General features: G+C 66.7%; 22 protein-coding genes. 13 read left to right on the top strand and 9 right to left on the bottom strand.

The features are described 5' to 3' along the window. Nucleotides 1-42 precede the first annotated feature (42 nt). The 5 genes from ATE70_RS18150 to ATE70_RS18130 form a co-directional block, all read right to left on the bottom strand. Complete coding sequence (locus tag ATE70_RS18150; protein ID WP_058539160.1) at nucleotides 43-420, bottom strand: reverse transcriptase-like protein; 378 nt, start codon at nucleotides 418-420, stop codon at nucleotides 43-45. 17 nt (nucleotides 421-437) lie between these two features. Further along, nucleotides 438-2,534 carry a TonB-dependent receptor plug domain-containing protein gene (locus tag ATE70_RS18145; protein ID WP_231732766.1) on the bottom strand — a complete coding sequence of 699 codons (2,097 nt, stop codon included), beginning with the start codon at nucleotides 2,532-2,534 and terminating at the stop codon, nucleotides 438-440. After that, a complete protein-coding gene (locus ATE70_RS18140; protein ID WP_058539158.1) occupies nucleotides 2,531-3,277 on the bottom strand; it encodes a hypothetical protein in 747 nt (248 codons plus the stop codon). Before ATE70_RS18140 ends, ATE70_RS18145 begins: the two co-directional genes overlap by 4 nt. 113 nt (nucleotides 3,278-3,390) lie before the next feature. Continuing rightward, nucleotides 3,391-5,118, bottom strand: coding sequence for a M56 family metallopeptidase (locus ATE70_RS18135; protein ID WP_058539157.1), 1,728 nt, complete (start codon nucleotides 5,116-5,118; stop codon nucleotides 3,391-3,393). Next, nucleotides 5,118-5,492 (bottom strand): BlaI/MecI/CopY family transcriptional regulator, encoded by a 375-nt coding sequence (locus ATE70_RS18130; RefSeq protein ID WP_058539156.1) that lies wholly within the window; start codon nucleotides 5,490-5,492, stop codon nucleotides 5,118-5,120. Before ATE70_RS18130 ends, ATE70_RS18135 begins: the two co-directional genes overlap by 1 nt. 385 nt (nucleotides 5,493-5,877) lie before the next feature. On the opposite strand from ATE70_RS18130, the gene ATE70_RS18125 reads away from it, so the two are divergent. Further along, a complete protein-coding gene (locus ATE70_RS18125) occupies nucleotides 5,878-7,479 on the top strand; it encodes an ABC-F family ATP-binding cassette domain-containing protein (protein ID WP_197411513.1) in 1,602 nt (533 codons plus the stop codon). A gap of 66 nt (nucleotides 7,480-7,545) precedes the next feature. Here the strand turns inward: ATE70_RS18125 and ATE70_RS25510 are convergent, their stop codons facing one another. Further along, nucleotides 7,546-7,794: a hypothetical protein gene (locus ATE70_RS25510; RefSeq protein ID WP_231740079.1), complete on the bottom strand. Its 249-nt coding sequence runs from the start codon at nucleotides 7,792-7,794 to the stop codon at nucleotides 7,546-7,548. Between ATE70_RS25510 and ATE70_RS25860 the strand changes: the two genes are divergently transcribed. After that, on the top strand, nucleotides 7,675-8,100 hold the full coding sequence (locus tag ATE70_RS25860; protein WP_443028828.1) for a PilZ domain-containing protein: 426 nt from the start codon (nucleotides 7,675-7,677) through the stop codon (nucleotides 8,098-8,100). The two genes, ATE70_RS25510 and ATE70_RS25860, sit on opposite strands and share 120 nt — an antisense overlap. Here ATE70_RS25860 and ATE70_RS18115 read toward each other — a convergent pair. Next, the gene (locus tag ATE70_RS18115) at nucleotides 8,097-8,747 is read right to left on the bottom strand and encodes a glutathione S-transferase family protein (RefSeq protein ID WP_058539154.1); all 651 of its coding nucleotides are present in this window, start codon (nucleotides 8,745-8,747) and stop codon (nucleotides 8,097-8,099) included. The two genes, ATE70_RS25860 and ATE70_RS18115, sit on opposite strands and share 4 nt — an antisense overlap. A 170-nt stretch (nucleotides 8,748-8,917) precedes the next feature. On the opposite strand from ATE70_RS18115, the gene ATE70_RS18110 reads away from it, so the two are divergent. From ATE70_RS18110 to ATE70_RS18080, 7 genes are all read left to right on the top strand, one after another. Beyond that, nucleotides 8,918-10,531 carry a CHASE domain-containing protein gene (locus ATE70_RS18110; RefSeq protein WP_058539153.1) on the top strand — a complete coding sequence of 538 codons (1,614 nt, stop codon included), beginning with the start codon at nucleotides 8,918-8,920 and terminating at the stop codon, nucleotides 10,529-10,531. Further along, a complete protein-coding gene (locus ATE70_RS18105; protein WP_058539152.1) occupies nucleotides 10,515-14,120 on the top strand; it encodes a hydantoinase B/oxoprolinase family protein in 3,606 nt (1,201 codons plus the stop codon). The genes ATE70_RS18110 and ATE70_RS18105 overlap by 17 nt, the downstream gene beginning before the upstream one ends. Before the next feature lie 237 nt (nucleotides 14,121-14,357). Next, a complete protein-coding gene (locus ATE70_RS18100; RefSeq protein WP_058539151.1) occupies nucleotides 14,358-15,026 on the top strand; it encodes a DUF969 domain-containing protein in 669 nt (222 codons plus the stop codon). Next, a complete protein-coding gene (locus ATE70_RS18095) occupies nucleotides 15,023-15,961 on the top strand; it encodes a DUF979 domain-containing protein (protein WP_058539150.1) in 939 nt (312 codons plus the stop codon). The genes ATE70_RS18100 and ATE70_RS18095 overlap by 4 nt, the downstream gene beginning before the upstream one ends. Before the next feature lie 112 nt (nucleotides 15,962-16,073). Next, on the top strand, nucleotides 16,074-17,066 hold the full coding sequence (locus tag ATE70_RS18090) for a DUF2891 domain-containing protein (RefSeq protein WP_058539149.1): 993 nt from the start codon (nucleotides 16,074-16,076) through the stop codon (nucleotides 17,064-17,066). Nucleotides 17,067-17,171: 105 nt separating this feature from the next. After that, the gene (locus ATE70_RS18085) at nucleotides 17,172-18,176 is read left to right on the top strand and encodes a LacI family DNA-binding transcriptional regulator (protein WP_082639831.1); all 1,005 of its coding nucleotides are present in this window, start codon (nucleotides 17,172-17,174) and stop codon (nucleotides 18,174-18,176) included. A 102-nt stretch (nucleotides 18,177-18,278) separates the two neighbouring features. Beyond that, entirely contained in the window at nucleotides 18,279-19,460 is a 1,182-nt protein-coding gene (locus ATE70_RS18080; RefSeq protein ID WP_058539147.1) for a GGDEF domain-containing protein, read from the top strand. 9 nt (nucleotides 19,461-19,469) lie between these two features. Here the strand turns inward: ATE70_RS18080 and ATE70_RS18075 are convergent, their stop codons facing one another. Further along, nucleotides 19,470-19,937, bottom strand: coding sequence for a RidA family protein (locus tag ATE70_RS18075; protein ID WP_197411512.1), 468 nt, complete (start codon nucleotides 19,935-19,937; stop codon nucleotides 19,470-19,472). A gap of 153 nt (nucleotides 19,938-20,090) precedes the next feature. Here ATE70_RS18075 and ATE70_RS24935 point away from each other — a divergent pair, with 153 nt between their 5' ends. The 4 genes from ATE70_RS24935 to ATE70_RS18055 all read left to right on the top strand — a co-directional run bounded on the left by ATE70_RS24935 (nucleotide 20,091) and on the right by ATE70_RS18055 (nucleotide 24,394). Then, complete coding sequence (locus ATE70_RS24935; RefSeq protein ID WP_058539145.1) at nucleotides 20,091-20,630, top strand: hypothetical protein; 540 nt, start codon at nucleotides 20,091-20,093, stop codon at nucleotides 20,628-20,630. Beyond that, nucleotides 20,627-21,226 carry an OmpA family protein gene (locus ATE70_RS18065; RefSeq protein ID WP_058539144.1) on the top strand — a complete coding sequence of 200 codons (600 nt, stop codon included), beginning with the start codon at nucleotides 20,627-20,629 and terminating at the stop codon, nucleotides 21,224-21,226. The genes ATE70_RS24935 and ATE70_RS18065 overlap by 4 nt, the downstream gene beginning before the upstream one ends. 146 nt (nucleotides 21,227-21,372) lie before the next feature. Then, the gene (acnA, locus tag ATE70_RS18060) at nucleotides 21,373-24,045 is read left to right on the top strand and encodes an aconitate hydratase AcnA (RefSeq protein WP_058539143.1); all 2,673 of its coding nucleotides are present in this window, start codon (nucleotides 21,373-21,375) and stop codon (nucleotides 24,043-24,045) included. A 73-nt stretch (nucleotides 24,046-24,118) separates the two neighbouring features. After that, nucleotides 24,119-24,394 (top strand): CBU_0592 family membrane protein, encoded by a 276-nt coding sequence (locus ATE70_RS18055; RefSeq protein ID WP_058539142.1) that lies wholly within the window; start codon nucleotides 24,119-24,121, stop codon nucleotides 24,392-24,394. On the opposite strand, the gene ATE70_RS18050 is transcribed toward ATE70_RS18055, so the two are convergent. Further along, nucleotides 24,391-25,848 (bottom strand): amidohydrolase family protein, encoded by a 1,458-nt coding sequence (locus tag ATE70_RS18050; RefSeq protein WP_058539141.1) that lies wholly within the window; start codon nucleotides 25,846-25,848, stop codon nucleotides 24,391-24,393. The two genes, ATE70_RS18055 and ATE70_RS18050, sit on opposite strands and share 4 nt — an antisense overlap. Between the last annotated feature and the right edge of the window lie 36 nt (nucleotides 25,849-25,884).

Genomic DNA, 25,884 nt, shown 5'->3' with positions numbered 1-25,884 from the left:
CGCTTAGCAACTGGCGATCCCGATGGACAGCCCTTCGGCGCGTTATCGCCCGCTTGCCAGCGCGATCCCCGCCAGATTCTGCGTCCGCTTGACATGGCGTATGTTCGGCACCGGACCGTCTCCGACGAGCGCGCGGAACGCGGCGAGATGCGCGGCGGCGTCGCCCCGCGCCCGCGCCACGTCATTCGCCTGTTCCACCACCGCCGCGGCATCGCCGAGCAGGACAAAATTCGTCAGCCCCAGATCCTGCGCCAGCCGCAGCGCCGCGATCAGCGCCAGCCACTCGGCATCCATGCTGCTGCCGATCCCCGCGTCGCGCACGACCATCGCGGCGCCGCCGGTCACGACGGCGGTTTCCATCTTCCCCGGATTGGGCCGGCACCCGCCGTCGAAATAGATTTTGATGCGGCGCGCCACCATCGGATTCCCTTAGCCCGTCAGAACTTTCCGCGCACCGAAAAGGAGAAGATCGGGCCGATCAGCCGATCGCGTTCCTCGATAAAGTTCACCGGGCTTTCACCGCGAACCCCGGTATAGGCCGTGCGGTCGCGCTTCGAGCGGGCGTTGGCGATATTGCGGATCGACGCGCGGACGGTCAGGCCCAGCACATCCTTATGCTCGACAAAGACCGACGCCCAGACCGGCCCTTCCCAGACCTTGTCGGTCTGGTTGCGGCGATAATTGGGCTGATAATGCGAATATTCGACATCGCCGCCCCACGCCCAGTCGCTGGCCGGGATATCGTGGCGCAGGCCCAGGCTGATCACCGTGTCGGTGAAGCCGTTCCACTGCCTTTTCTCGCCGGTGAAGGGATCGCGCAGCGAACTTTTCTGCAGCAACATCCGCGGTTCGAGCCTCATTCCCTTGATCCCCGCGGGATCGAGGTTGATCGTCGCCGTCCAGTCGATCGCCCCCGCCTTTGCCTTGGCGATATTGCCGACCGCCTCGCCATTGGCGCCGATCGGGATCACGTCGACCCGGTCCTCGACATCGCGATAGATCAAGATGATCTTGGTCGAGCCCCACGCCCCGAACTTCCTGTTGATCTCGGCTTCATAGGTCCAGTCCTGCTGCGGCCGCAGGTCGTTGTTGCTCTCATTCTGGTTGCCGTCGTTCAGGAAGGCGCGCGCGAGGAAATCGTAGAAGCTGAGCTGGAGCACGCGCCGCCGCAGCTTCACCGAAATGTCGAAATCGGGCGACGGGGTCCACGCCAGCGAAATCGAGCCCTTGGGACGAAAGAAGCTGCGCGTCAGGCCGTTCATGCCCGTCTGCGTGATCGTCGAATGTTCGGCGCCCGCGATGATCTGGAAATTGAGCTTGTCGGTCAGCTTGCGCCCGAAACTCAGCAAACCCTCATAGCGATCCTCGCTCACACCGCCGGTGCCGCCCTCGAACGGCTGATCGACCCACGCCCCCGTCGGATCGAGCACCGCGATCGACGCGACATTGTCGAGCGTATTGAACGCGGCCTCGCCCGACAGCTGCCAGTCGCCGCCGAACATCTTCCACTGATATTCGCCGCGCCCGATCGTCTCGCCGATGTCGCCGGTCTGCATGAAGCGGTCGCCGGTTGCGACGCCGCCCTCGGGCGTCGTGACGATCTCCTGCCGATAAGGCTCGTGGCTGAACCGGCGGAGCCCGATCAGCTTCAGCTTCCCGGGCCCCAGCCCGAACTGATAATCGCCGCTGACCTCGTAATTCCAGCTGTCTTCATTCTCATACACCGTGCGGATACGGTCGGGCAGACCCGGCCCGATACGCACGCCATCCTCGTAATAGCGGTCATATATGCGCTGATAGTGGCCGCCGAGGTTGGCGACCGTATCGCCGGCGGGATCCCAGGTGATGCGCCCCGACAGCTTCGGCGTGTCGTAATGCGTGTTCCAGATGTCCTTGCGCCGCTCGATGATATTGCGCGCGCCGTCATAGATCAAAGTCGGCCCGCCCGCGCCGCTGCGCGCCGAATCGTCGTTGTTCAGCGCGACCTCATATTCGACCGCGCCGGCGCGGCCGCGCACCGACACGTCGGCGCGGGTGAGGAGCGGATCGGTGTAATGGGCACGAAATTCGGGCTTCCATGAAAACTGCCCCGAAAAGGCATCGGCGCGATAGACAATATTGGCGACCTGCCCCGACAGGCCCGGAATATCGAGCGTCGCACCGTCGACGATCTCGATCCGTTCGACATTGCTGGCGGGGATGCGCGACAGCTGCGTATACATGTCGTCGGCCTTGTTCGACGGCCGCTCGCCGTTGAACAGCACATTGCCCGTCGCCTGGCCCAGCCCGCGCAGATTCTCGTTGTCGCGGATCTGGAAGCTCGGAACCTGGATCAGCATGTCATAGGCGTTGTTCGGCGCGTAGCGCGCGAAGTCGGCGGGCGTATAGACCTGCCGCGCCGTGGTCGTCGCGGTCGGCGCGATTTCGGTCGGCGCGGGCGGCGGGGTATCGCCGGTCGGCGCCGCCGTCTCCTGCGCCAGCGCGGGCGCCGAGAGCACGGCCGCAACCGCCATCAGGCTGGTCCATCGGTTCACTTGGAAATTCCCCCCGCCGCGCGGTTCATCGCCTGCGCATATTCGCCCGTGACGCCCATCGCCTTCATGCTGACGACCTCGTCGGCGCTCAGCTTCCGGTATCCCGCCGCGGCGAGCCCGCGCACATAGGCGCCGTCGACGCCCAGCGCCTTGCACGCGATCGCATCTTCGATTTCGGTCAGCACCAGCGCCTCGGACTTGAGGTCGCGAACATAGGCCGGCCGCACATCGAGCGCCGCCGCTGCAATCAGGTCGTCGGCATCCTTCGGCCGCACCCCCTCGCGCGTGAGCCCATCGGCAAGCTCGATCGTCGCATCGACCATCAGCATCGCAAGCAAGGTCGACCGCCGGTCGGGCACCAGTCCGCGTTCGCCAAGCGCACGCTCGAAGGCGGGGTCGGAAGTAAAGCGGCACTCGCCCTTCCCCTCGAACGCGCGGGTCAGCGTGCCGGTGCACGCCAGCGTCCCCGCATCATGTGTCACAGTAAAACTGACCGGCCCCGGCGTTTTCCGCCCGAGCGCCGCTTCTGCCGCAGCGAAATAGGGGCGCGAGCCGTCGAAACTCTGGTCGCTGCTCGACTGTTTGTGCCGGATGCGGACGCGCGGCGCGCCCTTCTTTCCGCCCGCGGGCTCGGCGACCCAGCTGACGTCGCTCAGGACGAGCGGATCGGCAGCGGCGGTCGGCGCCGAACAGGCGAGGATCGACAGCAGCGTGGCGCCGCCGGCAAATAGCAGGGCTTTCATTTGGTGCACTCCTCCCTCCGTGCGCCGGGCGAGCGTCATCGCTCGCCGCCGCAGCGGCAATTTTGAATCAAGTTTCGATTAATCGTCGGTCGCTACGGACGAATGTCCGGGCGTCAGTCGCGGGCGGGGGGCTCGGGCGGTTCCGGCGATGCGGGGAATTCGATCCGCGCGGTCCGGCCATCCCCGCGCCGCGCCTCGATCACGCCGCGCTCCATATCGACGACTGCAACATTGTCGCCGCGCACCGCTTTCGTCACCGGGCGCGGCATCGCCGCGGGACGATACTTCGCCATGGGCCGGAACCCGCCCGTCGCGCGCAGCTCGATCGCGTCGTCGGCATCGCGCATCTTGACGCCCGACTTCTGCATGTCGGTGACGAAGTCGCAGTCGACCCCCATCGCCTTCAGCGCGATCAGATCGTCGACCCCGATGTCGGGGAAATGCGATTTCATGTCGCGGGCAAAGGCCGCGTTGACGCCGACGTGCCGCGCGCCGACCAGCTCGTCGAAATCGGCGCCGGGAATGACATCGCGCATCTGCCGGATATAGGCAGGATCGATCCCGCTCGCCTTGGCCGAGATGATGTCGTCGGCGTCCATCGACCCGCCACTCTCGCGCATCTTTTCGACATATTCGGGAGTCACGCCGACCGCGCGCATGCTCACCAGTTCCTCGGCGCTCAGCGTCTTCGATGCCGCCGCGGCGGTGGCCGCATCATCGGTCTGGGCGACCTTTGCGGCGGCGGCGGACTGCGATGTCACGCTCGCCGTCTGCTTGGTTGTCGAGGCGACGACGGAGTGGACGTCCGCCGTCGCCGCGGGCCTCGCGGTCGCCGAAAAAGCCGCCAGCGGCGCGGTCACGCCCGCCAGCACCACCAGGCTCATCAAAATCCAGCTCGCGCTCGCCGGGCCGCGCTTCAGGCTGCCGTCGAGGACGCGGGTGATGCGGCGCTTCAGGCTGTCCTTGCCCGGCGCGACGCCATGCGCGGCGAGCAGCGCGCCCTGATTGTCGTGCCGCGCCGCGCCGACCAGCAAAGTCGCATAATCGGGCCCGTTGATATCGGCCATCAGCACCGCATCGTCGGCGGCTTCCTCGCGCAATTGATGGCTTTCGCGCGCCAGCATCCATACCAGCGGATTGAACCAGAAGACCGCGCAGGCGACACGCGCGCCGAGCAATTTCGCCCAGTCGAGCCGTGCGACATGCGCCAGTTCGTGCGCGATGATCGCCTCGGCCTCACCCGATGCCGCCACAGCTTTCGGGCTCAGCACGATCGTCGGGCGCAGCACGCCCCAGCTGATCGGCGAGCGCAGCTCGTTGCTGACCAGCAGCGCGGTGCCATGCTTGAACCCCATGCGCCGCTGCGCCTCGGCGAGCGCGGACAGCCACGAGCGTTCGACGAGGATCTCGGCGCGCCCGCGCATCGCGAACAGCCGCACGACGGCGAGCGCCATCACTCCAGATAATAGCAGGAGCGGGACAAGATAGAGAAAGGGGGCAAGGTCGCTCCACGAAAAGACGATCGGCGTCGATCCGGCACCATCGACCACGACAGGGACTGAAGCCGTGGCGGGTGCCGGATCGATCGCCGATCCCCCCGTTGTTGCCGCTTGCACAATCGGCGCGGCGGGTTCGAAAGACCAGCTCGAGGGGAGTGGCGCCCATTGCGGCAGCAGCAGGATCGCCGCGGGCAGCGCGAGCAGCGCCATCAGCCCGGCGTGCGCGATCATCGACCGCTCGCCGGCCGAGCGCGAGCGCATCAGCCGCAACAGTCCCATCGTCAGCGCCGCGACGACAACGGATTTCCAGGCAAGGCCCAGCAACATTGCGGTGGTCAACATCACCCTCTCCCTTCGCGCGCTTTGGCGATCATCTGTTCAAGCTCGTCGAGTTCGCTATTGCTCATCTCGTCCTGCATGCCGAGCAGCGCGGCGGCGGCGCTCGTCGCCGACCCGTTGAAGAAGACGCGCACGACTTGGCTCAGCGCCGACTTGCGCGCCGTCTTGTCCGACACGCTGGGCGCATAGACGAAACCGCGCTCCGATTGTTCGCGCGCCACAAAGCCCTTCGTCTCGAGCCGCTTCAGCATCGCGCGGATCGCCGAACCTGACAATTCGTCGGCCAGCGCCTCTCCGATTTCGGTCACGGTCGACGCACCGCATTCATACAGAATATCGACGATCTCGCGTTCTCGCGGGGGCAGGCTGGACAACATACGACTCACCTCATGCGCTACATTTGTAGCGTGCTACATTTGTAGCGCTTGCTTGGCAAGGGGTTTTATTCGGATAATACACGAAGGACGGATAGCGGGCGCTTTCGGGATGGGGAGCTGCCATCTCCTCCTTTCGTCACCCCGGACTTGATCCGGGATTCATTAGCGTGACGGCAGCTATGGACCCCGGATCAAGTCCGGGGTGACGAGGATAGAGAACGTCCGCCATCGTCGTTTTCATACCACGTCAGACCGACCTCCCCGGTCGACCCCGGTTGCATGCCGCAACCGCAGCTTCTACATCACCCGCTCAACCAACCGGAGATTCCCGCCATGGACCGCAACCTGACCGCAACGCAGCCCCGCCTTGCCGCCAGGAAAGTTCATGTTCATGCCCCCCATCTCTCCATCCATTACAATCTCCAACCTCAGCTGGTCCACGCCTGACGGCCGCGCCGTCCTTTCGGACCTCGACCTTAATTTCCAGCCCGAACGCGCAGGCATCGTCGGGCGCAACGGCGTCGGCAAGTCGACGCTGCTGCGTCTGCTGACCGGCGATCTCACGCCGGCATCGGGCAGCATTGCGATCGACGGCAGCATCGCGATGCTCCGCCAGACCGTGCAGGTCGCGGCTCACGAAAGCATCGCCGATCTGTTCGGCGCACGCGACGGCCTTGCCTTGCTGCGCAAGGCCGAAGCGGGCGAAGCGAGTGTCGAAGAAATCGGCGACGCCGACTGGACGCTCGAAGCGCGGATCGACGAGGCGCTCGCCGGTGTCGGCCTGACGCTTCCCGCGGACACTCCGCTTGCACAGCTGTCGGGAGGACAGCGCACACGCGCCGCGCTCGCCGGCGCGATGTTCGCCGCACCCGATTTCCTGCTTCTCGACGAACCGACGAACAATCTCGACCGCGAGGGCCGCGAAGCCGTGCGCGACCTGCTCGCCGGCTGGCGCGGCGGCGCGATCGTCGTCAGCCACGACCGCGAACTGCTCGAGGAAATGGACGCGATCGTCGAGCTGACCAGCCTCGGCGGGACGCGCTATGGCGGCTGCTGGAGCGCCTATCGCGCGCGCAAGGACATCGAGCAGGCGGCGGTCGAGGCCGAACTCGCGGGCGCCGAAAAGCGCGCCGACGCCGCGCAGCGGCAGGCGCAGGCGGCGACCGAAAAACAGGACCGCCGCGACTCGCGCGGACGCGCCAAGGCCGCGCGCGGCGACATGCCGAAAATCCTTATAGGCGGTCTCAAGCGCCGCGCCGAAGAAACCCGCGCGGCGGGAAGCCGCCTCGCCGAACGGCAGCGCGGCATGGCCGAAGAGCAGCTATCCGCCGCGCGCGCGAAGATCGAGATCGTCGACCCCCTTGCGGTCGGCCTGCCTTCGACCGGTCTTCCCGCGTCGCGGACCGTGCTTGCCCTCGATCATGTCACGGCAGGCTATGCCGAGGACCGGCCGGTCATCGAAAATCTGTCGCTCACCCTCACCGGTCCCGAACGCGTCGCGATCACCGGTCCCAATGGCTCGGGCAAGTCGACGCTTCTCGCGCTCGTCGCCGGCACCCTGCCCCCCTGGTCGGGACAGGTCCGGGTCGGTGTCCCCTTCGCGCTCTTCGACCAACGCGTCAGCCTGCTCGACCCCGCGCAGTCGATCGCCGGCAATTTCCTCGCGCTCAACCCCGGGACGACGAACAACCAGTGCCGCGCCGCGCTCGCACGCTTTCGCTTCCGCGCCGACGCCGCCGATCGCATCGTCGGGACACTCAGCGGCGGGCAGATGCTCCGCGCCGGACTCGCCTGTGTCCTCGGCGCGCCGCAGCCGCCGCAGCTCCTGATTCTCGACGAGCCCGGCAACCATCTCGACATCGAGTCGCTGACCGCCGTCGAAACCGGCCTCGCCGCCTATGACGGCGCGCTGCTCGTCGTCAGCCACGACACGGCGTTTCTGGACGCGATCGGGATCACGCGAACGGTCGAATTGACCATATCCTGAGCGATGAAGGCCGCGCGGCCGAAACCCGTGCTTTTTGTGCCGGCGCACCATCTTTCGGCGCGCTCGCTAACCTTCTTTTAACCAGCCCGGCACCAACAACCGCATATGCCTATTTTCGGACATTTCCTGCCATCGGCGCCCAGCGCCGAAAAACGGTTCGACGCGCGCCGGAAACTCAGCCTTCTCGCCTCGGGCTTGCGGCATGACGGCACGGGCCTTGAGGTCCAGATCCACAATATCTCCGGAACGGGCCTGCTGCTCGAAAGCGATGTCAAACTGGCGACCGGCGACCGAATAGAAATCGAGCTGCCGCATGCCGGCGACATAACGGCAGTCGTCATCTGGGCAAGCGGACGTCTTTTCGGATGCCAGTTCGAAGGTCCGGTATCGCCGGCAACGCTGAGCGCCGTGGAACTCAAGAGCGCCATCGGCCCGGCGCCCGAACTGGCGGACGCCGCGGACCCTGCGCCCGGCATCGACGAAGATCAGTCGGCACCGGTGATCGACGAAGCGCCCGGGGAACCCGAGACGTTGCTGGATCTGATCGACCGCAGCCGCGAACAGATCGCGGTCGCTGCCGGCATCAGCGCCGACAGGGTCCGGATCATCGTCGAATTCTAGGCCGCCAGCACCCGCGCCATCAGCTTTTCTTCCTTCGCAATCCACATCGCCATGCTCGGCCGCGACAGGATCGCCTCGCTCCACGCCGCGATCTTCGGATGCGTCGCCGGATTGATGCACGCGCCGCAGTGGCGGAAATTCATCAGCGGCGATGCCACCGCAAGGTCGGCCAGCGTCAGCCGGTCGCCGACGAGAAACCCCGACGCCGGGATCGCGCTTTCGAGGTAGGCGAGCAGCCTGGGCAATTCCTCGCTCTCCGCTTGCGCCGCGGCGGCCAGGTCGCCTTCGCGCCCCAGGAATTTCGGTGCGACGATGCGGTTGAAGAACATCTTGCCGCTGCATGCCGCAAACACCGTGTCGCCAAACTCCTCCCACCAGATCACCCGGCCGCGCTCCTGCGGGTCGGCGGGAATCAGAGCGGGTTCGGGATATTTCGCCTCGACATATTGGATGATCGCGCTCGAATCGGCGAGCAGGAAGCCGTCATCGTCCATCGCGGGCATCTTGCCGAGCGGCGAGGCGGCACGAAACCCCGGATCGGGGTCGCCGATTCCGACGCCCTTCAGCTCGAAATCGATTCTCTTTTCGCCAAGATATGCCAGCAATTTGCGCACGAACGGTGACACCACCGACCCGTAAATAATCATCGCGCTTCTCCCATTCTATATGCGGCATCATAGGCAATGGGTTTTCGCTTGCAACCGGCCAGCGATGGGGCCGAAGCGGCACGAAATTTACTTGCTATCAGCCCTTTCGCGTGAAACATCTGGCCTCGGAGGGGGGCGCTGCTACGGCAGCCATCAGGCAGGACAAGATAATGCGCCCTTCAACCTGGGCAGATCGGCTGTTGGCGCTGCTGGTCCGCTTCGTCGGGCTGGTCATCCTGCTTGCGACCATCGTCGCGGCCGGCGCCAGTTTCCTCTATAATCAGGCCGAAGAAGCCGATCAGGCCGAACGCGTCGCGGCGCAGTTCAACATGCGGCTGCGCGATCATGTCGCGATCCTCGAAGGCGTCCGCGCGCTCTACCAGTCCGACGCCGCCGCAAGCGGCCCCGGCATCCGCGCCTATCTCGGCGCGCTCCGGCCGCAGGTCCATGCCCCCGGGATGGAGGGCATCGGCATCGCCGCCGCGATGCGCGCGGGTACGCCCGCCGCGATCGAGACGCGGCTGCACGAAAATTACGGCGAGAATATCAAGGTGTGGGGCGAGACCGACCAGCCCGTCGGCTTTCCCGTCATCCTCCTCGAACCCTATACGCCGCGCCGCGATGTCGCGCTGGGCTTCGACATGTACAGCGAGCCCGTGCGGCGCGCGGCGATGCGACGTGCCTGGCAGACCGGGCGCCCGGCCGCGAGCGGCATCGTCCATCTCGCGCAGGAGCGCGCGGCAAAGGTCAAGCAGCAGGGCTTTCTCATTTATCTCCCAGTCTACACCCGCGGGTCGGGGGTGACGGACAATGCGGCAAAAGCCCCCGGCACCCGGCCGGTCGAGGCGTTCGTCTACGCCCCCTTCCGCATCAACGACATGATGAAGGCGGTGCTCGGGCCGCAGCTGGGCAAAATCGACGGCCTCGAAATCCGCGCCGGGGCCGGTCCCTCGGCGCCGGTCATTTTCCGCCAGGGCAAGATGGGCTGGGATGCGCAGGAGCAGGTGCTGCGCGTCGCCGACCGGCAATGGACGATGCACATCTCCTACGGCCGCTTCCTCGAACGGCTGGGTCGCCCGCTCGGCATCTTCCTGTTCGGCGTCGCGCTGGCGCTGCTTGCGACCCAGCTTCACCGCGTCCAGCGCCGCCGCAGCGACGCGTTTCAGGCGCTCGCGGTGCAAACGGCGCGCCACGCCGAGGACCGCGAATTGATGATCGGCGAGATGGCGCACCGCATGAAAAACGCCTTCGCGCGCATCGGCGCGCTCGCGCGCATCACGCTCCGCGAATCCACCAGCCTCGAGGATTTCGAGGTCAAGTTCGACGGTCGCATGCGCGCGCTTTCGGACGCCAAGCAGATGCTCGTCACCGGCGCGGTGGACAGCGTCGAACTGGGGCGGATCGTCCACCGCGAACTTGAGCTCGCCGGTCGCTCCCCCGAACAGCTCGCCGCGATCGCCGGCCCCGAAGTTCGCCTCGACGACGAAGGCGCACAGGCGCTGTCGCTCGCGGTCCACGAATTCGTCACGAACAGCATCAAATATGGCGCGCTCGCGGGCGCGGGCGGCCTCGCGGTCAGCTGGCACCGCGACGGAGGCGACATCCAGCTCGACTGGGTCGAAAGCAACCTCCCCGAAACCCCGCACATCGACTGCGAAAGCTTCGGCACCCACTTCATCCGCACCCTGATCGAACGCCAGCTCAAGGGCAGCTGGCAGCGCACAGCGGTTGACAACCGCCTCGCCATCGTCATTCGCTGGCCGGACAATGTCCCGACAAACTGACGTCATAAGTTCTGACCCTTACTGGCAAATCTGGATCGACCGCGGCGGCACCTTCACCGATGTCGTCGCGCGCAGCGCCGACGGCGCCGTCGTCACCACCAAATATCTCAGCGAAGACCCCGCGCGCCCCGGCGACGCCGCGGTCAATGCGATCCGCGACCTGACGGGCGCGGGCGCGGGCGCGCTCCCGCCGCTCGCGATCCGCATGGGAAGTACGGTCGCGACCAACGCGCTCCTCGAACGCAAGGGCGAACCGACCTTGCTCGCGATCACGCGCGGCTTCGGCGACGCTCTCACCATCGGCTATCAGGACCGCCCCGAGCTTTTCGCGCGGCGGCTCGACCGCATCCCGCCGCCCCATGCCGCGATCGCCGAAATCATCGAACGCGTCGGCCCCGAGGGCGACATCCTGACCCCGCTCGACGAAGCCGCCGCCCGCGCCGCGCTGCAAGCCGCGCGCGAGCGGGGCCTCACCAGCATCGCAATCGTGCTAATGCACGGTTACCGCCACCCCGCGCACGAAGCCCGCCTGGCCGCCATCGCGCGCGAAACGGGCTTCACCCAGATCTCGACCAGCCACGACGTCAGCGCGCTGATCAAGCTGATCGGCCGCGGCGACACGACGCTCGCCGACGCCTATCTCTCGCCCGTCCTCCACCATTATGTCCGGCAATTCGTCGCGCAGCTCGGAGAGGACGCGGCCCCGCAGTTCATGAAAAGCTCGGGCGGCCTCGCATCCGCACCCGCCTTCCACGGCCGCGACGCGATCCTCTCGGGGCCCGCGGGCGGCATCGTCGGCATGGTCGGGAGCGCCGCGCCCTTGGGCAAAACCCGCCTCATCGGTTTCGACATGGGCGGCACCTCGACCGACGTCAGCCATTATGCCGGCCGGCTCGAGCGCGATAACGAGACGATCGTCGCGGGCACGCGCATCCGCGCCCCGATGCTGCGCATCCACACCGTCGCGGCGGGCGGCGGGTCGATTTGCCGCTGGGACGGCGCGCGCCTGCTCGTCGGCCCCGAAAGCGCGGGCGCGAACCCCGGCCCCGCCGCCTATGGCCGTGGCGGGCCGCTGACGGTGACCGACTGCAACGTCCTGCTCGGCAAGATCCAGCCCGGCCATTTCCCCAAGCTCTTCGGCCCGAACGGCGACCAGCCGCTCGACCGTGCGGTGGTGGTGGAAAAATTTGCCGCCATGGCCGCCAAAGTCGGGAATATCACCCCCGAAGCCCTCGCCGAAGGTCTGCTCGCCATCGCGGTCCAGCAAATGGCGAACGCGATCAAGCGCATCACCATCGCGCGCGGCCACGACGTCACGCAAGGCTACAGCCTCGTCGGTTTTGGCGGCGCGGCGGGCCAGCATGTCTGCCTCGTCGCCGATGCGCTCGGCGTCGACGAAATCCTGCTCCATCCGCTCGCGGGCGTACTCTCGGCCTTTGGCATGGGCCTCGCCAAGCCATCGGCGATCCGCGAGCGCACGCTGGCGCTCAAACTCGACGCGCATTGCAGCGCTGCCCTCGCCGCGACCGAAACCGAGCTGTCGGATCAAGCCCGCACCGATCTCGCCCCCGATGCAGCGACGACGCGCGAAACCTTGATTTTCGTTCGCCTCGCCGACAGCGACAACGCGATCGAACTCCCGCTCGCCGCACCCGCTGAGGTCGCCAGATCCTTCGCCGCCGCCTTCCGCCAGCGCTTCGGCTACGCCCCGCACGACAATCTCGTCGTCGACCGCATCCGCGTCGAACTGACCGAGGCGGGCGATGCTCCCGCAGCACTGTCCTTGCCCGCGCCGACCACCGAACCCGAACCCGAAATCGTCACTGCATGGCTCGCGGGCGCCGAGCATCGGGTCCCGCTTCACCAGCGCAGCGCCCTCGCCCCCGGCCGCGCCATCGCCGGCCCCGCGATCATTATCGACGCGCTTTCGACGACGATCGTCGAGCCCGGCTGGCGCGCCGAGGTCCAAAGCGAGGGCACGTTGCTCCTCGCCCACACGCGCGCGGCCGGAACACAAATCGTCGCGAGCGACGACCTGACCACTCCCGACCCGATCCGCCTCGAAATCTTCAACAGCCTGTTCATGGCGATCGCCGAGGAAATGGGCGGCGCGCTTCAGCACAGCGCCTCGTCGATCAACATCCGCGAGCGGCTCGACTTCTCGTGCGCGATCTTCGACGGCGAGGGCCGGCTGGTCGCCAACGCCCCGCACATGCCCGTACACTTGGGCTCAATGGGCGAAAGCGTCCGCACGATCCTGCGCCAGCGTACCCGCGACGGCCGCGGCATCCGGCGCGGCGACGCCTACGCGCTCAACGCGCCTTACGATGGCGGCACCCACCTTCCCGACATCACCGTCATCATGCCGGTATTCGTCGACAGCGACACCCCCAGCTTCTTCGTCGCCGCGCGCGGCCACCACGCCGACCTCGGCGGCATCGCCCCCGGGTCGATGCCGCCCGACAGCAAGAGCATCGAGGACGAGGGCATACTTTTCGACAATATGCTGATCGTCGACGACGGCCATTTCCGCGACGCCGCGGTCGCGTCGCACCTCGTCGACAGCCCATGGCCCGCGCGCAACCCCGCGCTCAATATCGCCGACCTCAAGGCGCAGGTCGCCGCCTGCCAGCGCGGCGCGAGCGCACTCGCCGACCTTTCCGCCACGCACGGCAGCGCCACCGTCGCCGCCTATATGGCGCATGGCCAGCGTCAGGCCGAAGCCGCGGTGCGCCAGCTTATCGCGCGCCTCGACGACGGCGCCTTCCGCTACGCAATGGACAATGGCGCCGAGGTTGCCGTCGCCGTCAAAGTCGACCGGACGGCGCGCCACGTCACCATCGACTTCACCGGCTCGTCGGCGACCCTCCCCGACAATTTCAACGCGCCCATGCCCGTCGTCCGCGCCGCGGTGCTCTATGTTCTGCGTACGATGCTCGACGATCCGATCCCGATGAACGAGGGCTGCCTTGCCCCCGTCACGCTCATCGTTCCCGACAATTCGATGCTGTCCCCGACCTATCCCGCCGCGGTCGTCGCGGGCAATGTCGAGACGAGCCAGGTCATCACCGACGCGCTCTTCGCCGCCTTCGGCGCGATGGCCCCCGCGCAGGGGACGATGAACAACTTCACCTTCGGAAACGAAACACACCAATATTATGAAACGATCGCCGGCGGCTCGGGCGCAGGTCCGGGCTTCGACGGCACATCCGTGATCCAGACGCATATGACCAACAGCCGCATGACCGACCCCGAAGTCATGGAAACGCGCTTCCCCGTGATCGTCGAGGAATTCTCGATCCGCAAAGGTTCGGGCGGTGCGGGCCAACGGCGCGGCGGCGACGGCGCCACCCGCCGCATCCGCTTCCGCGAGCCGATGGCCGCGAACATCCTCGCGAACCGCCGCCACATCGCGCCAAAGGGTCTCGCGGGCGGCGAAGACGCCGCGCCGGGACGCAACTGGGTCGAACGCGCCGACGGCCGGATCGAGATGCTGGCCGCGACGGGCAGCGCCGACCTTGCCGCGGGAGACGCCTTCGTCATCGAAACGCCCGGCGGCGGCGGCTACGGGAAACCAGGGGAGAGATAATTTGGCGACAGCGCGGTCTACCCCACGCGGGGATGACGGGATGAACGCAACCCTTCTTCCCCCTCGATGGGGGAAGGATACGCAGCCTTATCGCGACGCGATTAGGCGAAGTTGGATGGGGGTGACGGCGCGTCCTCGCGCCGTCACTTCAGGCCGAGACCACACCCCCACCGCTGCGACTAGGCAGCAAGCTGCCAAGTCTCACTGCCTCCCCCATCTAGGGGGAGGAAAATAATCATGCTCGTGCTGATCGGCACCCTGATCATCATCGCGGGCTTCCTGCTCCGCTTCAATCCGCTGCTCGTGATCATGGCCTCCGCGCTCGCGACCGGCCTCGCCGCAGGACTCGACATCGCCGCGATCATCGCCGCCTTCGGGAAGGCGTTCAACGACACGCGTTATGTCTCGATCGTCTGGATCGTGCTCCCCGTCATCGGCCTGCTCGAAGCCTATGGGCTGCAACAACACGCCCGCACGCTGATCGGCCGGATGAAGGGTGCGACGCTCGGCCGCCTCCTCACCTCCTATCTGCTGCTCCGCCAGGCGATGGCCGCGGTCGGCCTCACCTCGGTCGCGGGGCATCCGCAGACCGTCCGCCCGCTCGTCGCCCCGATGGCCGAGGCCGCCGCCGAAGCGAAGAACGACGCGCTCACCGACGACCAGCGCGAGGAAGTGAAAGCCTTCTCCGCCGCGACCGACAATGTCGGTCTCTTCTTCGGCGAAGATATCTTCCTTGCGATCGGCTCGATCCTGCTGATGAAGGGCGTGCTCGAAGGCTATGGCTATATCATCGAGCCGTTGCACTTTTCGCTCTGGGCGATCCCGACCGCAATCGCCGCCTTCCTGATCCACGGCCTGCGCCTCCGTCGCCTCGAAAAGCGAATGATGAAGGAGGCGGGCGCATGATCACGCTCGGCTTCGTTTATGTGCTCGCAGGGCTGACCTTCGCCGCCTTCGCCTTCCTCGGACTTCGGGATCGCAGCAATCCGAAACGCTTCGGCAACGCGGCCTTCTGGGGCCTGCTTGCGGTCTCGATGCTGGCGGGCGACCGGCTCGGCGACTTCGGCAACGGCCTGCTTGTTCTCGCGCTCGTCGCGATCGCCGGCGCCGGCCAGATCGGCCGTGCGCCCGGCGGCGATGTCGCGCTCGAAATCCAGGCCGAACGCGCCGCACGCCATGGCCCCTTCCTGCTCCTCGTCGCGCTGATCATCCCTGCGGTCGCGCTCGCGGGCACCTTTCTGTTCAAATGGCTCCCCGGCCTCGCCGACCCCAAGCAGGCGACGCTCATCTCGCTAGCGCTCGGCGTCCTGATCGCGCTTGCCGTCGGCATGGCGCGTTTGAAGCCGTCGCCACTCCTCCCACTCCAGCAAGGCCGCCGCCTGCTCGACGCCGTTGGCTGGGCGGCGATCCTGCCGCAGATGCTCGCCAGCCTCGGCGCGGTCTTCGCGCTCGCGGGCGTCGGCGAGGTCGTCGGCGACCTCATCGGCGCCGCGATCCCGCATGGCAGCCTGTTCGGCGCGGTGCTCGCCTACGGCCTCGGCATGGCCTTTTTTACCATGGTGATGGGCAATGCCTTCGCGGCCTTTCCCGTGATGCTCGCCGCGATCGGCATGCCCTTGCTCATCATGCAATATGAAGGCGACCCCGCGGTCGTCGCGGCGATCGGTATGCTCGCGGGCTTCTGCGGCACGCTGATGACCCCGATGGCGGCGAACTTCAATCTGGTCCCCGCCGCCTTGCTCGAGCTCAAAAATCCCTATGGCGTGATCAAGGCGCAGATCGGCACCGCGCTGCCCCTGCTCGCGGTGAACATCGTCTTCATCTGGCTGTTTGCATTCTGACCAAGTGGGCCTCCCAATCCCCGCTCGCATCGAGCGAAGTCGAGATGCCCCTCGGTCACGCATTGACGACGGGTGTCTCGACTTCGCTCGACACGAACGGGTAACGAGGGGAATGACCCACCTCACCCCCGAACACGCCACCCGCTTCGCCGCCGCGACCCTCTCGCACCTCGGCCGCGAATATCCGTACAAGATGGACCTCGTCCTGAACGGCCCCGAGGACGCAAAGCCCCCGCGCGAGCATCATCCGATCTTCCACGGCAGTTTCGACTGGCACAGCTGCGTCCACGGCTGGTGGCAGATCCTCCGCCTAGCGCGCCGCTTCCCCGACCTGCCCGTCGCCGCCAACATCCGCGCCCGCGCCGATGCGATGCTCGTCCCTGAAAAGGTCGCGGGCGAGCTTGCCTTCCTGGGCCGCCCGATGTCGGCGGGCTTCGAGCGCCCCTATGGCTGGGCTTGGCTCCTCGCGCTCCACGCCGAGGCGACACGCCACGACGCGTCGTGGGCGGCGGCGCTCGAACCGCTCGCCACCGCCTTCGCTGCACGCTTCCACGCCTTCCTGCCCAAGCTCACCTATCCGCTGCGCGTCGGCACCCATTTCAACATCGCCTTCGCACTCCTCCTAACGCGCCACTGGGCCGAAACCCGCGATCCCGCACTTGTCAGCCTGATCGACACCCGCGCCCGCGACTGGTTCGCCGGCGACCGCGGCTGTCAGGCGTGGGAACCTGGCGGCGACGAATTCCTCTCCTCGGCGCTCACCGAAGCGCATTTGATGACCGTCGTCCTCGATGACGATTTCTCCGGCTGGTTCGACGCCTTCCTCCCCCGCGCCGCACAGCAGCAGCCCGCAACGCTCTTCACCCCCGCCACCGTCTCCGACCGCAGCGACGGTAAGATCGCGCATCTCGACGGCCTCAATCTCAGCCGCGCGTGGAGCTGGCGCGCGATCGCCGCCGCACTCGGCCCGGCCCACCCCGTCGCGCCCGTTGCCGAAGCCGCGGCGCAGCGCCATCTCGCCGCCGCACTCCCGCACGTCACCGGCGACTATATGGGCGAACATTGGCTCGCCAGCTTCGCGCTCCTCGCGCTCGACGGCCTTTAGACCGTCGTTCCGGAAAGAGACGGGCGGCCTCGCCGATTGACAAGCCCCGCCCTCGCGGCGAGAGACGGCGCAAGGGGGGGAGAGAAGGCCAAGGTGAACGGAAAGATGCTGCGTCCCACATCGTTCGACGTTGCCGAGCGCGCCGGCGTGTCGCAATCGACCGTTTCGCGTGCGCTCCGCAACAGCCCCGGCGTCAACGCCGAAACGCGCGCGCGCGTCTCCGCCGCGGCGCGCGAACTCGGCTATGTCGTCGACCGCCACGCCTCGTCACTGCGCCTCAAGAGCAGCGAGACGATCGCGCTCGTCACCATCTGCCGCCCCGGCGAGGACCGCAGCGCGATCAACCCCTTTTATTTCGCGCTGCTCGGAAGCATCGCCGCTGCAACCTCGGCACGCGGGTTCAACCTGCTCGTCTCGTTCCAGGAAAATCCCGACAATTTCCGCGCCGATTTCGTGGCCTCCGGCCTCGCCGACGCGATGATCGTCATTGGCACGACCAGCAACCGCCCGGCGTGGGACTATTTCGCGCAGGCGCAGGCGTCGGGGCTCGACTTCGTCTGCTGGGGCAGCCCCGGCAGCCCGTTCCACTGGATGCGCAGCGAAAACGACATCGGCGGACAGCTCGCGGCCGAACATTTCATCAAGACCGGCCGCCGCCGTATTGCCTTCGTCGGGCCGCAGCAGTCGCCGCAGCGCCAGTTCGACGAACGCCGCGACGGCTTTTCGGCCGCGCTCGCGGCGCACGGCCTGACCGCGATCGTCGCCGAGCCGCCCGCCGCCGCCGACCGCCACGCGCAGGGCGTCGCCGCGGTGCAGGCGCTACTCGAGGCACACCCCGACACCGACGCGATCTTCGCGGCCTCGGACATGCTCGCGCTCGGCGTCTTGCAGGGCCTGAAGGATGCGGGGCGCCGCGTACCCGAGGATGTCGCGCTGATCGGCTTCGACGGCATCCGCGCCGGCACCCTCGCCGACCCGGCGCTCACCACGCTCGAACCCGACCTCGATGCCGCGGGCGAAGCGCTCGTCGCGATGGCGCTCGAGGATGACGAACGCACGCGCAGCGGCACCCGCATCCCCGTCCATCTCGTGGTGCGCGGGACCGCCTGAGTGTCCCGTTCTGGGGCGTTACCGTGACTTAACTCCCCGAAAAGTAACAATTCGTTATCCAAGGCGCTGCTACCCCAGGGGGCGGGGGCAGAAAGCGGTAGTGTGAACGGACAATTTTTCATCTCGCTGCTCAACCCGGGCATCGGCCTGCTGTTCGCCACTGCCTTTTTCCTGCTCTGGCTGAACCGCCGCGAACGCTATGTCGCCTATGCGGCGGGCGCCTATACCGCGTCGGCGATCGCCTTCATGATCCAGGACGTCGGTCCGGTGCTGCCGATGGAATTGCAGCGCCTGCCCGCCAATCTTGGCTTTCTCGCCACCGGCGTGCTCTTCGCCGCGGCGATCATCAAGCGCTACGGCCTGCCGATCCCCTGGCGCGCAATGGCGGTAACGACCGCGATCTCGATCTCCGTCTTCACCTGGTTCCTGCTCGTCCAGCCAAGCATCGCCGCGCGCATCCTGTCGATCAGCACCGGCGCGGGCCTCATCGCCGCGATGATCGTCAAGTCGCTCTGGCCGATCGAAAAGCCCTATCTCATCGACCGCGTGCTGTTCTGGGTCGCGGCGATCTCGGCGCTCAATCTCATCGTCCGCCCGATCGTGCTGCTCTCGCTCGTCGGCGGCTTCGACAATTATGTCGGCTTCCAGCAGTCGGTTTACTGGACCACCGTCCAGTTCAGCCAGGCGATGGTGTCGATCGTCGCGGCGATCAGCCTGATGGTCGCGGTCGCAATCGACCAGATCGCCGAGCTCCGCCGCGAGGCCGACGACGACAATCTGTCGGGTCTGCTCAACCGCCGCGGGTTCGAGGCGCAGGCGGGTGCGGCGCTCCGCCGCTGCATCGACGAGCATGCCCCCGTCGCGCTGATGATCGCCGACCTCGACCATTTCAAACGGGTCAACGACAATCACGGCCACGCGGTCGGCGACGCGATCATCGCCGCGTTCGGCGCGCATGTCCGCGCCATCGGCCCCGCCGGCATGATCGCGGGCCGCATCGGCGGCGAGGAATTCGCGCTGCTCGTCCCCGGCGCGAGCATCGAGGCCGCGCGCCAGCTCGCCGAGGCGGTCCGCGTCGGGCTGCAGGCCGCGTGCGCCGACCGCATCCCGGAACAGCTCTGCCCGACGACCAGCATCGGCCTCGCGATCGGCGCCCCCGGCACGACGCTCTCGGCCTTGATGCAGGAGGCCGACCAGGCGCTCTACGAAGCCAAACGCACGGGCCGCAACCGCGTCCGCACCTTCACCCCCAAGCCGGTGCGCCTCGCCGCGGGCGGAAGCTGAGCCGCCGGGCTATTTCCGGGGCTTCACCGCCACCACCTTGATCTCGACCACTGCGGTCGGCTCGTACAGCCGCGACACGCCGATCGCGGTCCACGCCGGAAAGGGGGCCTTCACATATTTGTTCTTCACCGCCGCAAAGCCGTCGATGTGCGCGGCGAGGTCGGTGTGAAAGGTCGTGATATCGACGACATCGTCCCAGCTCGCCCCCGCGCGCGCCAGCGTCGCGGCGATCCCCTTGAAGGCGCGATCATATCCGGCCGCGAGGTCGGTCTCGCCCTTTGCCATTCCCGCGACCACGCCCGACAGATAAATGGTATCGCCCGCGATCACCGCATCGGCATAGCCCACCGCTTCCTGAAATGCGCGTCCCTGGGGGTGCTCGGACATGAGCACCTTGTCCGTCTCGCGCGCCGCTGCTGGCGCGGCGACCAGCCCCGCCGCCATCGCAGCCATCGCCGCCATCATCATCCTTCGCATGCACCGCACCCCCATTTCCAGCCCGTGGCACCCGAGCCTGACAGCGGGCAGCCGCGATGGCTAGCCCCTAACGCCGGGCACGTATCACTCGCCGGGAACCCTCGCCTTGGTAAAACGTAGGTCCCCTATCCAAATAGGGACGGAGATTTATCGGTGAATATTCTGCATGTTACTTTCCTTGCTGTGACCGGAATCGCGCTCGCGGGCTGCGACGTCAGCGAGGCGCCGTCGACCCCGGACACGGCGGCCGCGCCCGAGTCGGGCGTCACGCGCGAAGCGGTCACCGCGCCGCAGGACGAAGCCCCCGTCGCACGCATGCCCGCGCAAGTTGCAATCCAGAGCCAGCCGGGACCTGACGGATCGCAGGTCGACCTGATGAAAGTTGCAGTCACCGGCGACATATTGACCGTGACGCTGCGCTGCTCGAGCGACGAGAAGATCAACAGCGAATCCTTCGACGTGCAAAAGATCAGCGTGATCGACGATGCCACGTCGCAACGGCTGGGCGTGCTCAAGGACAATGCCGGCGAATGGATGGCGTCGAACGTCGGCGGAAACAGCCTGAACACCGAATGCGAGATCAAGCCCGGCGTGATCTGGGCCAAATTCCCCGCGCCGCCCGCGACCAGCAAGACCGTGTCGATCAACCTCCCGAAAGTCGGCCCGTTCGACGGGATACCGGTCACGCGATGATGCGTCTTGCCTCGCTGTCGATCGGCGCCGCGCTGCTCGCCGCCTGTTCACCGGGCGGCGGCGGCGATGCCCCTGCCGGCGATGCGGCTACGGGGGCCGGGACGACCTCCGCCCCCGTCGCAGCCGACGCACAACCCACCGCCGGGGGCGGACCGGGAAGCGCGATGACGGGAACGGTCAGTGACCTGAAAGGCGACGTCAGCGGGCTGAACATTCGCGTCACCGACACCGCCACGATCGTCGACCTGCCCGCCGATGCGCTGTTCGAATTCGACAAGGCCGATCTGACCCCCGGTGCGGAGGCCGAGTTGCAAAAGGCGGCCGAACTGGTCCGCAAGGCGCCGCCGGGCGCCATCGAAGTGATCGGCCATAGCGACGCCAAGGGCGACGACGCCTATAACCTGCGCCTGTCCGAAAAGCGGGCGCGCACCGTCGCCGACTGGTTCGCGAGCCAGGTCGGGGTGCGCCAGCGCGCGTTCCGCGTGTCGGGCAAGGGCGAAACCGACCCGATCGCGGCAAATCAAACCGCCGACGGAAAGGATGAAGCCGCCGGCCGCGCACGGAATCGCCGCGTCGAGGTGGTCCTGCCGCGATAGCCGCCGCCCACCCCCTTGCATTTCCCCACCCTCGGCGTAAGGCGGCGCCAACATAAACCCGCGCGTGCGACTCCCGTTGGCCCCGCTCTCCCGCTTCGCCATCGGACAGTCATTCCCCGCCGCGCCAACATGGGGACTGCAATCCTATGACGACCACGGGCAACGACACGCTTGGAACCCGCTCGACGCTGAGCGTCGGCGGCAAGAATTACGCTTATTATTCGCTCGACAAGGCCGCGGCAAAGCTCGGCGACGTGTCGCGGCTGCCCTTCTCGATGAAGGTGCTGCTCGAAAATCTGCTGCGTTTCGAGGATGGCGGCTTCACCGTGTCGAAGGATGATGTGCAGGCGCTGGTCGACTGGCAAAAGGACCCGCATTCGAACCGCGAGATACAGTATCGCCCGGCGCGCGTGCTGCTGCAGGATTTCACCGGCGTTCCCTGCGTCGTCGACCTTGCCGCGATGCGCGATGCGATCGCGACGCTCGGCGGCGACACGACGAAGATCAACCCGCTCGTCCCCGTCCATCTCGTCATTGACCACTCGGTGATGGTCGACGAATTCGGCCATCCGAAGGCGTTCGAGCAGAATGTCGAAATCGAATATTATCGCAACGGCGAACGCTACGACTTCCTGAAATGGGGATCGAAGTCGCTGTCGAACTTCAAGGCGGTGCCCCCGGGCACCGGCATCTGCCACCAGGTCAATCTCGAGCATATCGCGCAGGCGGTGTGGTCGAGCGACGACGCTTCGGGTGAAACCGTCGCCTATCCCGACACCTGCGTCGGCACCGACAGCCACACGACGATGATCAACGGGCTCGGCGTGCTCGGCTGGGGCGTCGGCGGGATCGAGGCCGAGGCCGCGATGCTCGGCCAGCCCGTGTCGATGCTCATCCCCGAGGTCGTCGGCTTCAAATTCACCGGCAAGCTGAAGGAAGGCGTCACCGCGACCGACCTCGTGCTCACTGCGACGCAGATGCTGCGCGCCAAGGGCGTCGTCGGCCGCTTCGTCGAATATTTCGGCCCCGGACTCGCCTCGCTGAGCCTCGCGGATCGTGCGACGCTCGCGAATATGGCGCCCGAATATGGCGCGACGTGCGGCTTCTTCGGCGTCGACGACAAGACGCTCGATTATATGCGCCTGACCGGCCGCAGCGACGAAAATATCGCGCTGGTCGAAGCCTATGCCAAGGCGCAGGGGCTGTGGATCGTCGAGGGCGCCGCCGACCCGATTTTCACCGACACGCTCGAACTCGACCTCGGTACCGTCGTGCCGTCGCTCGCCGGACCGAAGCGCCCGCAGGACCGCGTCTCGCTCCCCGACGTCGACGATGTGTTCAACGCCGACATGGTCAACACCTATAAAAAGGCGCAGACTCGCGTGGCCGTAGAGGGCGAGGATTTCGACATCGGCGACGGCGACGTGACCATCGCTGCGATCACCAGCTGCACCAACACCTCAAACCCCGGCGTCCTCGTCGCCGCGGGTCTGGTCGCGAAAAAGGCCGACGCACTCGGGCTGAAGCCCAAGCCGTGGGTCAAGACATCGCTCGCCCCGGGATCGCAGGTTGTCACCGACTATCTCGAAAAGGCCGGGCTGCAGAAGCATCTCGACAATATCGGCTTCAACCTCGTCGGTTACGGCTGCACGACGTGCATCGGCAACTCGGGCCCGCTCGCCGAACCGATTTCGAAGGCGATCAACGAGAATGGCCTCGTCGCCGCGGCGGTGATCTCGGGCAACCGCAACTTCGAAGGCCGCGTGTCGCCCGACGTGCGCGCGAACTTCCTCGCCTCGCCGCCGCTCGTGGTGGCGTACGCGCTGAAGGGCACGGTGATCGAGGACTTCACCACCACCCCGATCGGGCAGGACCAGCAGGGCAAGGACGTCTTCCTCGCCGACATCTGGCCGACCAATCTCGAAGTCGCCGATGCGGTGGCGGGCGCGGTCGACCGCGACATGTTCGTCGCGCGCTACGCGCATGTCTACAAGGGCGACGAGCATTGGCAGAAGATCGAGGTCGAAGGCAGCGACACCTATCAGTGGCGCGCCGGCTCGACCTATGTCGCCAACCCGCCCTATTTCGAGGGCATGACGATGACCCCGGCACCGGTGAAAGACATCATCGACGCCAAGCCGCTCGCGATCCTCGGCGACTCGATCACCACCGACCACATCTCGCCCGCGGGCTCGATCAAGGCCGACTCGCCGGCCGGCAAGTGGCTGATGGAACATCAGGTCAGCAAGGCCGACTTCAACAGCTACGGCGCCCGCCGCGGCCACCACGACGTCATGATGCGCGGCACCTTCGCCAACATCCGCATCAAGAATGAAATGGTCCCCGGCATCGAGGGCGGCATGTCGCGCTATGGCGCCGAGGTCATGCCGATCTATGACGCCGCAATGCGCCACAAGGCCGACGGTACCCCGCTCGTCGTCATCGCCGGCAAGGAATATGGCACCGGCTCGTCGCGCGACTGGGCGGCAAAGGGCACGAACCTGCTCGGCGTCCGCACCGTCATCGTCGAGAGCTTCGAGCGCATCCACCGCTCGAACCTCGTCGGCATGGGCGTGCTGCCGCTGCAGTTCCAGGACGGCGACACGCGCGAGACGCTCGGCCTGACCGGCGACGACACCTTCACCATCACCGGCGTCGCCGACCTCAAGCCGCGCCAGACGGTCACGGTGAATGTTACCCGCGCCGACGGTTCGACGTTCAGCTTCGACACGCTCTGCCGCATCGATACGGCGAACGAGGTCGAATATTATATGAACGGCGGCATCCTGCATTATGTGCTGCGCAAGCTTGCGGCCTGACGCCGCAGACAGCTGATGCTAAAAGCGCCCGCCCCCTCACCGGGGCGGGCGTTTTCATTTGGAGAGGAAGCGCATGAGCGCCGAAGTCATCGTCATCGAAATCATCGGCTGGGCGGCCGCCGCAATCATCCTCGCCGCCTATATCCTGCTGTCGCTCGGCAGGCTCGACGGACGCAGCTATCTCTATCAGTGGATGAATGTCGTCGGCGCGGGCGGCTTCATCGTCAATTCGGGTTATAATGGCGCGATCCCGTCGGCGGTCCTCAATGTCATCTGGGCCGCGATGGGGCTGTTCACCCTTTGGAGCGTCTGGCGCGCCCGGCAAGCGGCGCGCGCCATCACTCCTTAGGGCTTGGCCGCCCCGGCATTCCACGCCGTAACCTTCGCGCGCGAATCGGCCAGCATCTTGTCGAGCGCCGCGCGATCCTGAACCGTCCCGCGCATCACCACCGTGTCGATGGCGCGCGTCGCGGCGATATCCTCGAGCGGATTCTTCGTCAGCAACACCAGATCGGCAGCCATGCCGGGCTTGATCGCGCCGTAACGATCAAGCTGGCCGAACCACGCCGGACCCGCGCGCGTTGCCGAGGCGAGCGCCTGCGCCGGGGTCAGTCCCTTCTGCTGGAACAGCTCGATCTCGTCGTGCAGCCCAAAACCCGGATAGTTGAAGCTGTTGAGGAAACCCGCGTCGGTCCCCGCGATGATCGGCACGCCGGCTTCGGCGAGCATCGGCAGGATCGTCGCGATATCCTCGATCTGCTTGTGGCGCGCCGCGATGGCCGCGGCGTCGGCCTTCGCCGCGCGCTCGATCCGCCAGTCATAGGTCTTGCGCAGCTTGGGCCCGATATAGGCGAGGCCCGCATCCTTCGAATGATCGTCGCGGTCGAGATAGGCGATGATGCGGCTGCCGTTCAGCGTCGGGGTGACGAACACGCCCTTCGCGGCGAAGCGGCGGTATGCAGCCATCGCGGTGTCGCGGTCGAAACCGGCATCGAGCCGGCGGTTCGCTTCGGCGCGGTCGATGCGCTTCGCGGCGAAATCGGCGGCGATCGCGGCCTCATCCTTCGCCCCGGCGTTATAGGCATAGTCGAGATGCTCGATCGAGCTGATCCCGGCGTCGACCGCCTGATCGACCGTCAGCGCCATCGGGATATGCCCCGACGTGCGCAGCCCAAGCGCCTTGGCCTTGGTCAACGCATAGAGAAACAGTTCGGGTTTCAGCGTGCTGTCGGTAATCTTGACGAAATCGACCTTGTCGCGGTTTTTCAGCCGATCGAGCGCGGCGTCGACATCGGCGGTGCTGCCGACCTCGATCGTCCCTTTCCAGACCGGCGCGATCCCCTCGATCTTTGCCCCCGACGTCAGCAGCCGCGGCCCGAACAGGCTGCCCGCCGCAATCTCGCCGCGCCAGGCGAGCACCTGCTCGGGCAGATCTCCCGAACAGTCGCGGATCGTCGTGATGCCGTTCGCGACATAGAGCGGCAGCAAAGCCTTATTCTCTTCGATCAGCTCGGGCCCGCCACCGAAATGGACGTGCATGTCCCACAGGCCGGGGATCAGATAGCCTCCCTTGCCCTCGATCGTCCGCGCCGCGTGCCAGTCCTTTGCGATGACCGCATCGGCGCCGACCGCGACGATATCGTCGCCCTTCAGCACCACCGCCTGCCCAGCGATCGTCTTCGCCGCCTCGACATCGACGATCGTCACATGGCGGATGACGACATCGCCCTGTTTCGGCGCGGCGAACGCCGGCGGAGCAAAAGCGAGCAGAGCGGGGACAAGAGCGGAAAGCAGATATTTCATGGCAGCGACCTTTTTCGAATAGGCGTCCCTTAACCC

It is taken from the genome of Sphingopyxis sp. H053 (assembly GCF_001468225.1).
In the GTDB taxonomy this organism is placed as follows: domain Bacteria; phylum Pseudomonadota; class Alphaproteobacteria; order Sphingomonadales; family Sphingomonadaceae; genus Sphingopyxis.
Note: the sequence above shows the minus strand (reverse complement) of the source record. Positions and strands in the feature narration are given on the sequence as shown.